Source organism: Photobacterium sanguinicancri, assembly GCF_024346675.1.
Classification (GTDB): domain Bacteria; phylum Pseudomonadota; class Gammaproteobacteria; order Enterobacterales; family Vibrionaceae; genus Photobacterium; species Photobacterium sanguinicancri.
The window spans coordinates 3,267,427-3,280,613 of record NZ_AP024850.1 but is presented as its reverse complement, the minus strand read 5'-3'; the positions used below and the strand labels follow the sequence as shown (position 1 = coordinate 3,280,613).

The following is a 13,187-nucleotide window of genomic DNA, read 5'->3' as shown; positions in this document are numbered from 1 at the left end:
ATTTCATCTATGGATCGAGGAAATACACGGATACCAAGAGGGTAAGCCGACAGCCTCTATGAAGAGGCTGTCGAATCCGTTATTTAGCGTTTTGGGCATCCAGCCAATTAGCCATAGCAACAAATTGCTCTAACGTGATGTTTTCAGGACGATGGCCTGGGTTCACGCCAAGTGCTTCTAACTGTTCAACAGTAAATAGCGCCTTGTAACAGTTACGAATTGTTTTACGGCGTTGGTTGAAGCCTTCACGGCATACACGGTCTAACCACTTAAGGTTAGTACATGGATGCGGTAGTGTTTCATATGGCGTTAGGCGAACAACCGCAGAATCTACTTTTGGTGCTGGTGTGAAAGACTCTGGCGGTACTTCTAACACAGGGGTTACTTTAGCGTAGTACTGTGCCATCACCGTCAAGCGGCCATACGCTTTACTACCAGGACCCGCTGCAAGACGGTTAACCACTTCTTTTTGTAGCATGAAGTGCATGTCTTGTACGTGTTGGTGGAACGTAAATAAATGGAACATTAGCGGCGTTGAAATGTTGTACGGCAAGTTACCGAAAATACGCAGCTTGTTGTTTTCTTTTATTAGTTGAGTAAAGTCAAAACGCATCGCATCACCTTCATAGATCGTTAGCTTATCAGCTAAATCTGGGTGGTTGCGTAGGCGTGCTGCTAAGTCTCTATCAAGTTCAATAACAGAGAATTTATCAACTAATCTGCCCACAGGTTCGGTGATAGCACCAAGACCTGGGCCGATTTCTACCAAGTTTTGACCTGGAAGAGGATTGATCGAAGATACAATGCCATCAATGATAAAAGGGTCGTTCAAAAAGTTCTGGCCAAAGCGCTTACGCGCACGGTGACCTAGGTGGACTTGATCGCTGCTCATGCTTGTTTTTCTACCAATTCGAGGGCGTGTGATAGCGCTGTCCAAAGGCTACCCGTGTCCGCCTGTCCAGTACCTGCGAGTTCCAGTGCGGTACCATGATCTACTGAAGTTCTGATAAAGGGCAGGCCTAACGTAATGTTAACCGAATTACCGAAGCCTTTGTATTTAAGCACCGGTAGCCCTTGATCGTGATACATCGCTAATACCGCATCGGCATCAGCTAAATATTTTTCTTGGAAAATGGTATCTGCTGGCAATGGGCCAATCAGATTCATATTTTCTTGGTGACGAAGCTGTTCAAGTGCGGGGGTGATCACTTCGATCTCTTCCATCCCTAAACACCCTTCTTCACCTGCGTGTGGGTTTAAGCCACAAACATAAATGTTCGGTTGTTCAATACCAAATTTTGTCACTAAGTCGTGATGTAAAATTCGAATCACATCTTTTAGACGCTCTTCAGTAATCGCTTTTGATACATAAGCTAAAGGAATATGGGTTGTCACTAGTGCGACACGTAATCCTTCCGTTGCTAGCATCATCACCACTTGTGCGGTATCTGACTGTTGCGCAAAAAACTCAGTATGGCCACTGAATGAAACCCCTGCACGGTTAATAACACCTTTGTGCACAGGGCCTGTAACAACAGCGGCAAATTCACCTTGCATACATCCTTGTGCTGCTCGTTCTAAGGTTGCTAACACATAGTGGCCGTTCTTCTCATCGAGAGTGCCTGGCGTCACCTCTGCGGCTAATGCGCAGTTAGCCACGACCAAGGTACCTGCTTGGTGTGGCTGAGCAGGCAGAGCTGAGTTGTAATCCCTAATGGTGATGTCGAGACCCAATAGGGCTGCACGTTCTACCATAAGCTGAGCGTTAGCACAAATAACAAGCTCATGTGGCCAATTTTGTTGTGCCATTGCGAGCACTAAATCAGGGCCAATCCCCGCTGGTTCACCAGGGGTAATGGCAAGGCGCTTAACTTCGCTCATTATCGTCACCATTGTTATTGTTGTTTAGCTGTTCAATATACGCACCAGCCCGAAGTTCTTGCAGCCATGCTTGTGCTTCTTCATTGAACTTACGGCTAAATAGAATTTGGTATGCGCGGTTTTTAACTGCGGCATCAGTACGGTCAACATTACGGCGATCCATTACTTCAACAATGTGCCAACCATGCACTGTTTTGAATGGTTCACTGATAACGCCTTCGCTGATGGTTTCTACCTTATCTTTAAATTCAGGAACATAAATATCGGGTGTGTGCCAACCAAGTTCACCACCATTAGCCGCAGAGCCAGGATCTGCACTTAATGCTTCAGCGGCTGCTGCAAAACTTTGATCGCCAGCAATGATGGCATTACGTGCTTGTTCAAGCTGATGTTTAGCGGCCTCATCGCTTAGGATTACCGAGGTTTTGATTAAGATATGGCGCGCTTTAACTTCGGTGACAGAAACGGTTTCTAAGCCTTTTACATCATTAATTTTGATGATGTGGTAGCCAATACCACTGCGGAAAGGGCCAATGATTGCGCCTTTACCATGAGATTTGATTTCATCAGCAAAGATAGTTGGCATTTCTTCTTGGCGCATCCAACCCCATTCACCACCCTGAAGGGCCTTAGGACCTTTTGAGTAGCTATAGGCTAGGTTGGCAAAATCAGCGCCGTTATTGAGCTCTTTAACCAAGGTTTTTGCTTGTTGTTCTGCATCGTCACGTTCTGCTTTATCCGCGTCATCTTCTACACGAATTTGGATGTGACTAACATTGTATTGCACGCCTTGTAAGTTCTGAGCGTTAAGCTGTTCAGCTAACGTGTCGACTTCTTGAGGAAGAATGTTAATGCGACGACGCACCTGAATTGTACGTGCTTCACTTGCCGTAATATCACGACGCATTTGCTCGCGGAACATCGCGTAACTGATACCATTGTCTGCTAGCTTTTTCTGAAGCTGAGGCAACGTCATTTGCTGTTGCTTAAGCATCTGCTGGATTGATTGATCTAACTTATTGTCGTCAATACGAATACCAAATTGCTCAGCTTGCTGAATTTGCAGTGCTTCAATGATCAACTTTTCTTTGACCTGCTCAGTAAGCACGTCTGTTGCAGGCAATGCTTGATTTTGATCGGCAGCATTAAGACGCACCGTTTTTAGCATTGCGTCGATATCACTTTGCAAAATCACGCTGTCATTCACTATTGTGACAACTTTATCCATTTCAGTTGGAGCGGCGAAGCTACTTGCAGCTGCACCCCATATCATTAGACCTAGTAGTGAGGACTTCCACTTCTTCATACTGATTTCCATATTGCGCTGTGCGCGTAAATTTATCGTGATGTACAAATCGCTATCGCGTTAGACATCAGGATACGTAATTAGTTGTTTAGATTGAAAGGTTGACCATAACCGATTGCATTACCACTGGCGGTTGATGCGCCAAAATTGTTCACTCCAGCCAGCCCTAATAGGCTAAAGGAAATACTGACATTACTATCATAGGTTGGACTCTCAAAACGAACATCACCGCGAGAAACGAGGTATTTGTTATAGCCAACGCTGATTAACCAACAAGACGTACGGTAATTAAGGGCTATTTGACTCTCTATCATTTGGCTTTCAGTAAGGTCGTGGTAATAGTCTCCACGAACACTGAAGCCATCATAGATAGGGAAGCCAGTAACAATGCCTGCTTGTGAAATACCATCATTGGTGTATTTGTCTATGTCATTGTTATCTTTCAAGCTGCTCTTAATATATTCTTTCGACACATAGCGGTAGTTTACTTGAGTAAAGAAACTTGATTCACGATATTCCAAGGTCGAGTTGGCAAATTGGATATCGCTGTTACCAGCGTCAAATTGTAAGCCGCCGTGGAAAAATAGCCAATCATCGTAGTTAAAATCAGACTCTAAAGCGGTTGCTGAATAGTTTGGCGACGCTTCGTCACTACTAGCATCAATGTCTGCAGCCCCCGGATTCAAGTAGAAAATTTGGCCAATCGAAAGGTTAAATCGTTCAATGTATTGATTGTCAAAGTAACGTGTTGATGCACCTACAGTAAATTGATTCGCGGCAGCAATGCGATCAACACTGGAATAACGTGTATCACGGAATAATCCGTAATAGTCGGTTTGCAACAATGTGGTGTCGTAGGCATCATAAATATTTTTCTGATCGACATTTTGGACATACAGGTATTGAACTTGAGGCTCTAGGCTTTGGGTATATGCGTCACCCCAAAGGCTGGTGTTTCGCTCTAAATATAAGCCTGAGTGTACACGTGCGCTTGGGATCATGCGCGAGACACTTTCTTCTAAGTGCTCATTGGCAGACACATTTTTATCAAATTGTTGGTTATAGTAGCTGTACATTAACTTGGCTTCTGAAGTAACAGACCACCAAGGCGTTGAGTAAGGCAGCGTTAATGTTGGCTCTAGGTGCAAACGATCTGCAGATGGCTTATTAGGGTCATCATTTTCAAATCGACTGATGTGGCTGTTCATTGAAAAGTCGAGGCCATACGGTAAGTCAGGACGATAATAGTTCGCCTCGACTTGTGGCATTAAGCGGTAGTTCGAAGATACCCCTGTTGTGAGAGGCTGGAAATCACGAACTCGTAGTGTGGCATCCCAATTTGTCTCTCGGTAAGATGCCTCGGCAGTTTGCAGTAAGTTGTTATCTTCACGTTTACCGATGTTGGAGTCGATGTCGTTGAAGTAAGCGACATCACTCACTTTGCTGTAATCGACTTCAAAGAGCCAGTGGCTTTGGTATACACCCGTGTGATTAATATTGAATGCCCAGCGTTCCCCGAGATCGGGGGATTTTTGGTCACTACCTAAGAACTCACTTTTGATACTGCCTGAGCCAAAGACGGTTAAATAACGGAATTCCGTATTTAACTGTAAACCACGATTGGTCATGTACTTAGGTGCTATTGTCATATCGTAGTTAGGGGCGATATTCCAATAGAACGGGGTTTCAAGTGTAAAACCATCTCTTGAGTTTAGTTTCATACTTGGATAGAGGAAGCCGGTTAAGCGTTCATTGCCAACGGGAACTCGTAGGTATGGTAAATAGAAAATAGGCACATCAGCGACTTCAAAGCGCGCATTGTATAAGTTAGCAAATGGTGAATCTGTTTCACGTTCAATACTGGTTGCTGAAAAGCGCCAACTTTGATCGCCTGCTGGACAGGTCGTATAAGTACCGTTTTTTAAACGATAATATTCCAGTCCGTCTTTAATGACTTTTTCAGCTTCGCCACGGCCTGGTTCACAAGTCATGCTATACACTGCGTTTTCCATTTCGGAATCTTCGGTGTCTAGATCACTTTCTAGTCGCTCGGAATACACTTCCATCCCACCATCATGAAAATAGACATTGCCTTCAGCTGTGACACTGTTATCTGGCTGATGATACGTAGCAGTGTCTGCAGCTATAGTGCGGTGGCCTTGTTTAACGACAACATCACCAGTATAAGTGATGGCTATTGCATTTTCGGCATCAGCTTGATCTGAGCTGATACGAATGGGTTCGTTGTTAATATTTTGTGAGCGATCTTTAGGGGCTATACAGGTGCCTTTAACGACCTCTATCCCTGATAATCCCTCATCAGAAACTTCAAGCATAGGCAATTGCTTTGCTTGGGGTACTTGTGGGGTGGTATTGTTAGTGATGTTATTAGCTGCTTGTGGATTGTCATCTGCCATCGCCGGTCCATAAAGGGCAAGGCTGATCATGGTTGCAAGTATGCTGCGGGAGGTTAATGACATCTAATTTCACATTCCTGTATTGAATTTTTGTCGCGTCGTGAATTGGTGGCGCTTTTTACAAGCATTCCCGATAAATGACAGCTATCATAATGCAAATTCTACTCGACAGCACGTTTTCGACAATGTTGTCGAGCAAAATATATTTTAAATTTAGCAAATTACCAGAGAGTATCGAATGCAGGTGTGGGGCAAAATACTTGGCGCATTTTTTGGTTTCCTTCTTGGTGGCCCTTTTGGTTTGTTCTTAGGTCTATTTTTAGGCCATAAGTTCGATAAAGCGCGACGAAATGTTTATGTTGGCGGATTCGGTGGTTTTGGTGGCAATCGTGCTAACCAAGCTGAACGTCAGGCTGACTTCTTCCATGCTGGTTTTGCTGTCATGGGGCATATGGCCAAAGCGAAAGGGCGAGTAACACAAGAAGAGATTCGCGTCGCAACAGCGATCATGGAACGCATGGGGTTACAGGGCGAATCACGTCGTCAGGCTCAAAATGCATTTCGTGAAGGAAAAAACGATGATTTCCCGTTAGAAGAAACGCTACAACGCGTTCGCCAAAATTGTGCTGGTCGGGCTGATTTACTGCAATTCTTCCTCGAATTACAAATCCAAGCGGCGTTTGCTGATGGGTCGCTTCATCCCAATGAACGTCAACTATTGCATGTTATTGCACGCTACCTCGGTTTCTCTGAGCAGCAATTGGAACAGCGCCTTCACATGCAAGAAGCCGCGTTTCGTTTTCAGCAAGGGGGCTTTCATCAGCAGCAGGGCGCTGGAGGCTTCAAAGCACCGCCAAGTAAAGATCAGTTGGCAGCAGCTTATGACGTGTTAGGCGTCAGTCCAACGGCTTCTTCGCAAGAGCTAAAGCGAGCTTATCGTAAACAAATGAATGAACATCATCCCGATAAGCTTGCAGCTAAAGGTCTACCGCCTGAAATGATGGAAATTGCGAAGCAAAAAACGCAAGAACTACAAGCGGCTTATGATCTGATTCGTAAAGAAAAAAACGATAAGTGATAATCGCATTAAACGTAAAACGGGCGCCTTAGTTAGGGCGCCCGTTTTTTATGTTGAGTCGGGATTAGTTACTGTCTGATCCCGCTTGGTTACGGGCCAACAATGCGCGTGCCACTAGTGCTTCATGGACTTTACGTTTTTCTGCGCGTTTAGCTCGGCGTGATTGGCGCTCTGGCTCTTCTTGGCGCGGCTCATTCAGCGGCAACGTTTGGCTTGGTGCATCAGGGTAAAAATCGCAAGGCGCAAATAAATGGATCGGTTGGTTGGTGGCTGGATGGTACAGGCATAGCTCTGTTGCATGCAGGTTCAGTCGTGGTGACATCGCTTTGGCTTCATCATTGGCATAAAACTCATCCCCAAGAATCGGATGTCCTAATGCCATCATGTGTAAGCGTAGCTGATGTGATCGGCCAGTGATCGGCAATAAGCGTACTAGCGTCGTATTATCTTGGTTACGGCACACGACCTTGTAATGTGTCAGTGATGGTTTGCCATCGGTGTGGCAGATTTTTTGACGAGGACGGTTATGCCAGTCACAAATCAAGGGTAAATCCACCGAACCTTCATCTTGCTCGATATGTCCCCAAACCAGTGCATAATAAACCTTATGGGTTAAGCGTTCGCGAAACTGGGCATGTAAATCACGCTCAGACGCTTTATTTAAGGCCATAATAATTAAGCCAGAGGTTCCCATATCAAGGCGATGCACAATATGTGAATCTGGGTAGTCACGGCGTACTCGGCTATAGATACTGTCGTTATGCTCTGGCAATCTACCGGGGTTAGACAGCAGCCCTGCAGGCTTGTTTAGCGCGATAATATCATCGTCTTGGTATAAAACATCAAGCCAAGGGTCGATAGGAGGGTGGTAGTCCAGTACTGGTAATGGGTTCATAGCATGCTCGATCTGATTATCCAGATTGGAATTGGTTTTTACTGTATCGGTCGTCTTAGTGATAAGGAAAGACCGCATCATGTTTGCATGATACGGTCCTGGCTTATCTGTTGACTAGGGTGTGAAACCTAGAGCCGTTTTAGTTATGACTGACGGCGATTAAGCGTAGTGAATCTAGCTGCACTTGCGCTTTACTGATATAAGTCGTGAGATCTTGGATCTGCGATTCAATCAGTTCTAACTCATCATCACGAATGTTCGGGTTAACCGCTTTCAAGGCTTGTAGTCGATCTAGTTCAGCACGTAAGGTGCTTTCCATCTCTGCTTGTGCATTTTCGCGAATGCTTACCGCTTCTTTAGTGATCACTTGCTCTGCGTGTTCAATCAGCACGTGCACTTCTTTTTGCACCGAGTTTACCAGCTTACTCGCAAGGTGGCGGTTAACTGGGCTGAGCTGGCGGTTAAAGCTTTCAAATTCCACTTGAGCTGACAGGTTATTGCCTTTTGCATCAAGCAAAATACGAATAGGTGTTTGCGGTAAGAAACGCCCAATACCCGATTGCTTAGGTGCTTGAGCATCAACCACGTATACCAATTCTAATAGCAGTGTACCGGCTGGTAGTGCTTTGTTCTTCAATAGCGAAACTGCAGTGGTACCCACTCCTTCAGATAGCAGTAAATCGATACCGCCTTGGATCATTGGGTGCTCCCAGCTCAGGAAGTGCAGATCTTCGCGAGATAGTGCCGTGTCGCGATCAAAGGTGATGGTACAACCGTCGTAAGGTAAACCAGGGTAGCTCGCGACCATCATGTGCTCAGATGGTGAAACCACAATCGCATTTTCGCCTTTGTCATCTTGGTTTAAACCTATGGTATCAAACAGACCCAGTGCAAATGTGACTAAATTGGTGTCGCCATCTTTGGCTGAGATACGGGTTACTAAATCGTTCGCAGCATCACCACCGTTAGAGTGAATTTCTAATAGACGGTCACGGCCTTGTTCTAGCTTAGATTTTAGCTCGTTGTGCATAGTTGCACTTTGCTCAATCAAGGCTTCCAAAGCCTCGCTATCATGCCCGTTGCTGGTTAGTAGGGTAATTAAATCACTACGAACGTGCTCATAAACGGCACGGCCTGTTGGGCAGGTTTCTTCAAAAGCGTTTAGACCCTCGTTAAACCAACGTGCCAATAGAGCTTGTGAGGTGCCTTCTAGGAAAGGAACATGAATTTCGATATCGCGTTTTTGACCGATACGATCTAAGCGACCAATACGTTGCTCCAGCAGGTCTGGATTGTTTGGTAGATCAAACATCACCAACTGATTAGCGAATTGGAAGTTACGGCCTTCTGAACCGATTTCTGAACACAGCAGAACTTGTGCGCCGTCTTCTTCTTGGGCGAAGTAAGCGGCCGCTTTATCTCGTTCAATGATCGACATGCCTTCGTGGAAGACGGTTGAGCGAATACCTTCACGTTCACGCAATGCTTGTTCTAGCGTTAATGCGGTTTGAGCACGAGAGCAGATAACCAACACTTTTTCGTTGCGGTTCGCTTTCAGCGTATCCAGTAACCAGTTAACACGCGGATCGAAGTTCCACCATGTTGCTGATTCACCTTCAAATTCTTGAAAGATGTCTTCTGGGTAAAGTAACTTCAGTACTTTCTCTTCGTCGCTTACTTTGCCCATCATCATGCTTGCTACACGCATTGCCGTGGTGTATTGCGTTGGCATCGCAAGTGGGTAAAGGTTTAAGTGACGTGTTGGAAAACCTTTAATCGCAGATCGAGTATTACGGAACAGAACACGACCCGTACCGTGGCGATCCATGAGGTTATCGATCAGTTCATGGCGTACGGTTTGGCTTGCTTCATCGTCGATATCACTCGATTCGATAATGCGTAGCATAGGTTCGATATCTTGCTCTGAAAGCAGCTCGACGAGCGTATTTTTAGCATCGTTATCGAGTTTCTCGCCAGAGAGTAAGCGTGATACCGCATCGGCAACGGGCGCGTACTGGCGCTCTTCTTCAACAAATGCTTGGTAATCGTAGAAACGATCTGGGTCGAGCAAACGTAGACGGGCAAAGTGACTTTCGTGACCCAGTTGCTCTGGTGTTGCGGTTAGTAGCAGTACCGCAGGTGTTTTTTCAGCAATGGCTTCAACGACTTGGTATTGACGGCTCGGTTTGTCTTCGCTCCACTCAAGGTGGTGGGCTTCGTCGACAACCAATAGATCCCAGTCAGCATCTAGCGCTTGTTCAAAGCGACGACGACTCTTGCGTAGGAAGTCTAACGAACACAGAACGTATTGTGCGGTATCAAATGGGTTTGCTGAATCGGCATAAGCTTCAACACAGCGCTCTTCATCAAAGATAGAGAAGTGCAGGTTAAAGCGGCGCATCATTTCGACTAGCCACTGATGTTGCAGCGTTTCAGGTACTAAGATCAAAATACGTTCAGCTCGGCCTGAGAGCACTTGCTGGTGGATGATCATACCGGCTTCGATAGTTTTACCTAGACCTACTTCATCTGCCAGTAAAACGCGCGGAGCGTAACGGCGACCGACTTCGTGAGCAATGAATAGCTGGTGTGGAATCAAACCTGCACGCATACCACACAGCCCACGTAGCGGGCTCTTGTGCTGTTCGTATTGATTTTTTAGCGCACGGTAGCGCAGCGCAAAGCGATCCATACGATCAATTTGACCTGCGAATAGCTTGTCTTGTGGTTTGTTGAAGCGGATTTGGTGGTTTAGAAAAATCTCGCGTAATTTTACGTCTTCTTCACCTGTGTCTGCGCGTGTACCCACATACGTAAGTACACCGCCGTCTTCGTCAACGCGTTCAACGTTTAAAGACCAACCTTCATGGCTTTCAACCACATCACCCACGTTGAACATCACGCGGGTTACAGGGGCTTCGTTTCGGGAATACAGGCGGCTCTCCTCACTCGCGGAGAACATTAGGCTGACAGTACGTGCGTCACAGGCGACAACTGTACCTAATCCTAAATCACTTTCAGTATCACTGATCCAACGTTGACCCAAAGCAAATGGCATAGTGGCTAAAACCTTCTAAATTCTTTGAAATTGAAAATGCGTTATCTGGTATTGGTGCTTTGGCTAAGCACTGAACACTCAAAGTGTCATGCGAAGCTAAAAAAGCACAGCTATTAAGTGTAAGCCAGAATTCGTACCAGAAAAAAGGGAAGTCATGTTACTGCATGATGTGAAAGAGGTCACGGTGAAAGTGTTTTGAATGCGACAAAGTAGTTTTGTCACATTTATTTAAAAATGTCCGGTCTTTAATAGAGTCAGAGGAGCGATAGTTTAGTGAAAATGCAGCAAATGCCAATAACTGTCATACGCTTAAAGAGTGGTGGTAGATGTAATATCACCTGAATGTTACCAAGGAGGTGCCTATGGGCGATTCAGATCGGAAAGTCTTTGTTCTCGATACTAATATCTTGCTACACGAGCCTCTCGCGATTTATTCCTTCCAAGAACATGACGTCGTCATACCGATGACTGTCCTCGAAGAACTTGATCGCATTAAGGATAGTAAGCGTGATGTTGCCCGCGATGCCCGAGTCGCGATTCGAGCGCTAGAAGATATTTTCCACGACGCTACCCCAGAGCAGATATCTGCGGGGATCCCTTTCTCAAAACAAACCGCACACAATGGCACCATTGCTATCTTTGCGGATTATGAAATCACAGAAACAGTACATGCATTTACTGACAAAGCGGGTGACAACCGCATTTTGAATGGGGTGCTGTACTTACAGCAACATTATGCACCGCGCGATGTTGTGTTGATCACCAAAGACATCAACATGCGTTTACGTGCGAAAGGCGCGGGTGTTTATTTTGTTGATGATTACCGTTCGGATCAGTTAATTGATGATGTGAGCTTACTGACCAAAGGTTTCATTAAATACCCTGGCCGTTTCTGGGATCAGGTTGGTGAGTGCCAATCGGAAAGCCGAGGTCGTGCCACGTTACATAAACTCCCTGTTAATTTGTTTGATCAACCGTTCGTCAATCAATACCTGATTGATGAAGAACAAGAGTTTGCTGGGCGTATCAAGCAAATTGATAATGACACTGTGACATTAAAAGATATTGGTCATGAGCGGTTAATGCACCGTAAGGCGTGGGGTATTCACCCTAAAAATGTCTATCAAGGTATGGCACTTGATGCCATGCTCGACCCTGACATCGACTTAGTGATTTTAACGGGGCCAGCGGGCTGTGGTAAAACCATTTTGGCGATGGCAGCAGCGTTAGAGCAAGTGATTGAAAAGGGCATGTACGATAAAATCATTGTGACTCGAAATACCCCTGAAATCGCAGAGTCGATTGGTTTTTTACCCGGAACAGAAGAAGAAAAAATGATGCCATGGCTAGCGGCTGTCACCGATACCATGGAAGCGTTACACAAAAACGATGTCTGTACTGATGGATCAATGCGGTACATTTTTGATAAAGCCAATATTCAATTTAAATCGATTAACTTCATGCGGGGGCGTTCTATCCAAAATGCGTTTGTACTCTTGGATGAATGTCAGAACCTCACTGCGTCACAAATCAAAACCATCATCACCCGTTGCGGTGAAGGCACTAAATTGGTCTGTTCGGGTAACCTTGCTCAGATTGACTCGAGTTATTTATCGCCCGTAACGTCAGGGCTTACTTATATCGTTGAGCGCTTTAAAAACTTTGAAGGTAGCGCCAATATTTATCTCAATGGCGTTGTGCGTAGCCGCTTGGCGGAATTTGCAGAAGAAAATCTCTAACTTTCTGATTGATTAAATGTGTGAACATTAAAAAGGGAGAATCATTATCGTGTTCTCCCTTTCTCATTTTTAGCTTATGGCCCTGTTAACAATTAAAGACCAAGGTAATGCTTGAGTTCAGCATCTTGAGGCTGCGTTAGCATCGGCTGAGTATCACCAAAGACGGTGATGCTACCATTTGTGATAAATGCACATTTGTTGGCGATCTTGAGGGCATCTTCTGGACTATGAGTGACCATAAGGACGGTAATTTGATGCTCACGGGCCAGACTTCTCACTAACTCCAGCATCTCTTTACGTAGCGCGGGATCTAATGCTGAGAAGGGCTCATCTAACAGTAACAGTGGACGGTGTCGTACTAAACAACGGGCGAGCGCAACGCGCTGCTTTTGACCACCCGATAATTGTTCAGGGAGGCGGCCGAGGTATTGCTGGATGCCGACACGTGCAGCGGCAACCACGATCGATTCTTTATCAGCTTGGGTCAGTTTTAAGCCCGGGTGAATACCTAGCCCAATATTTTCTGACACAGTGAGATGTGGAAATAGATTATGTTCTTGAAATAGCATAGATAGCGGACGCTCAGCCGGAGCCTGCTGAAAAATAGATTGATTCTCTATGGTTAACTTACCGTTATCAGGTTTAAGGAACCCTGCAATCAATCCCAGTAAGGTACTTTTCCCAGCGCCGCTTGGACCTATTAATGCCACGATATCGCCTTGTTGCGCCTCAAGTGAAAAAGACAGGTTCATTGGCTGGGCATTAGCGGTGTGAGGTTGGTAGCTGTGGCTAAGCTGCTCGAGTTTCAACATA

The 13,187-nt window shown here is 45.5% G+C and carries 9 protein-coding genes; 2 read left to right on the top strand and 7 right to left on the bottom strand.

Going from position 1 to position 13,187, the window contains the following annotated elements; all coding sequences use genetic code 11:
* Positions 1 to 79 precede the first annotated feature (79 nt).
* The 4 genes from rsmA to lptD form a co-directional block, all read right to left on the bottom strand.
* A complete protein-coding gene (rsmA, locus tag OCU87_RS15015; RefSeq protein WP_094956085.1) occupies positions 80 to 892 on the bottom strand; it encodes a 16S rRNA (adenine(1518)-N(6)/adenine(1519)-N(6))-dimethyltransferase RsmA in 813 nt (270 codons plus the stop codon).
* The gene (pdxA, locus tag OCU87_RS15010; protein ID WP_062691753.1) at positions 889 to 1,881 is read right to left on the bottom strand and encodes a 4-hydroxythreonine-4-phosphate dehydrogenase PdxA; all 993 of its coding nucleotides are present in this window, start codon (positions 1,879 to 1,881) and stop codon (positions 889 to 891) included. The genes rsmA and pdxA overlap by 4 nt, the downstream gene beginning before the upstream one ends.
* Positions 1,868 to 3,187 (bottom strand): peptidylprolyl isomerase SurA, encoded by a 1,320-nt coding sequence (gene surA / locus OCU87_RS15005; protein ID WP_261857494.1) that lies wholly within the window; start codon positions 3,185 to 3,187, stop codon positions 1,868 to 1,870. Before surA ends, pdxA begins: the two co-directional genes overlap by 14 nt.
* A gap of 80 nt (positions 3,188 to 3,267) precedes the next feature.
* The gene (lptD, locus tag OCU87_RS15000) at positions 3,268 to 5,667 is read right to left on the bottom strand and encodes an LPS assembly protein LptD (RefSeq protein WP_261857493.1); all 2,400 of its coding nucleotides are present in this window, start codon (positions 5,665 to 5,667) and stop codon (positions 3,268 to 3,270) included.
* 175 nt (positions 5,668 to 5,842) lie between these two features.
* On the opposite strand from lptD, the gene djlA reads away from it, so the two are divergent.
* Positions 5,843 to 6,682 carry a co-chaperone DjlA gene (djlA, locus tag OCU87_RS14995; RefSeq protein WP_062691757.1) on the top strand — a complete coding sequence of 280 codons (840 nt, stop codon included), beginning with the start codon at positions 5,843 to 5,845 and terminating at the stop codon, positions 6,680 to 6,682.
* 64 nt (positions 6,683 to 6,746) lie between these two features.
* Here the strand turns inward: djlA and rluA are convergent, their stop codons facing one another.
* Together rluA and rapA are read right to left on the bottom strand one after the other, a co-directional pair.
* Complete coding sequence (rluA, locus tag OCU87_RS14990) at positions 6,747 to 7,577, bottom strand: bifunctional tRNA pseudouridine(32) synthase/23S rRNA pseudouridine(746) synthase RluA (protein ID WP_261857492.1); 831 nt, start codon at positions 7,575 to 7,577, stop codon at positions 6,747 to 6,749.
* Between the two features lie 139 nt (positions 7,578 to 7,716).
* Positions 7,717 to 10,635: an RNA polymerase-associated protein RapA gene (rapA, locus tag OCU87_RS14985; RefSeq protein WP_261857491.1), complete on the bottom strand. Its 2,919-nt coding sequence runs from the start codon at positions 10,633 to 10,635 to the stop codon at positions 7,717 to 7,719.
* Between the two features lie 362 nt (positions 10,636 to 10,997).
* On the opposite strand from rapA, the gene OCU87_RS14980 reads away from it, so the two are divergent.
* Complete coding sequence (locus OCU87_RS14980; RefSeq protein ID WP_261857490.1) at positions 10,998 to 12,374, top strand: PhoH family protein; 1,377 nt, start codon at positions 10,998 to 11,000, stop codon at positions 12,372 to 12,374.
* 92 nt (positions 12,375 to 12,466) lie between these two features.
* Here OCU87_RS14980 and thiQ read toward each other — a convergent pair whose 3' ends face one another.
* Positions 12,467 to 13,186 carry a thiamine ABC transporter ATP-binding protein gene (gene thiQ / locus OCU87_RS14975; RefSeq protein WP_261857489.1) on the bottom strand — a complete coding sequence of 240 codons (720 nt, stop codon included), beginning with the start codon at positions 13,184 to 13,186 and terminating at the stop codon, positions 12,467 to 12,469.
* Between the last annotated feature and the right edge of the window lies 1 nt (position 13,187).

Excerpts from the sequence above, each read along its gene's own strand:
- rapA (WP_261857491.1), bottom strand. The coding sequence starts at position 10,635 with ATGCCATTTGCTTTGGGTCAACGTTGGATCAGTGATACTGAAAGTGAT.
- djlA (WP_062691757.1), top strand. The coding sequence starts at position 5,843 with ATGCAGGTGTGGGGCAAAATACTTGGCGCATTTTTTGGTTTCCTTCTT.
- OCU87_RS14980 (WP_261857490.1), top strand. The coding sequence starts at position 10,998 with ATGGGCGATTCAGATCGGAAAGTCTTTGTTCTCGATACTAATATCTTG.
- rluA (WP_261857492.1), bottom strand. The coding sequence starts at position 7,577 with ATGAACCCATTACCAGTACTGGACTACCACCCTCCTATCGACCCTTGG.
- thiQ (WP_261857489.1), bottom strand. The coding sequence starts at position 13,186 with ATGTTGAAACTCGAGCAGCTTAGCCACAGCTACCAACCTCACACCGCT.
- rsmA (WP_094956085.1), bottom strand. The coding sequence starts at position 892 with ATGAGCAGCGATCAAGTCCACCTAGGTCACCGTGCGCGTAAGCGCTTT.
- lptD (WP_261857493.1), bottom strand. The coding sequence starts at position 5,667 with ATGTCATTAACCTCCCGCAGCATACTTGCAACCATGATCAGCCTTGCC.
- pdxA (WP_062691753.1), bottom strand. The coding sequence starts at position 1,881 with ATGAGCGAAGTTAAGCGCCTTGCCATTACCCCTGGTGAACCAGCGGGG.
- surA (WP_261857494.1), bottom strand. The coding sequence starts at position 3,187 with ATGAAGAAGTGGAAGTCCTCACTACTAGGTCTAATGATATGGGGTGCA.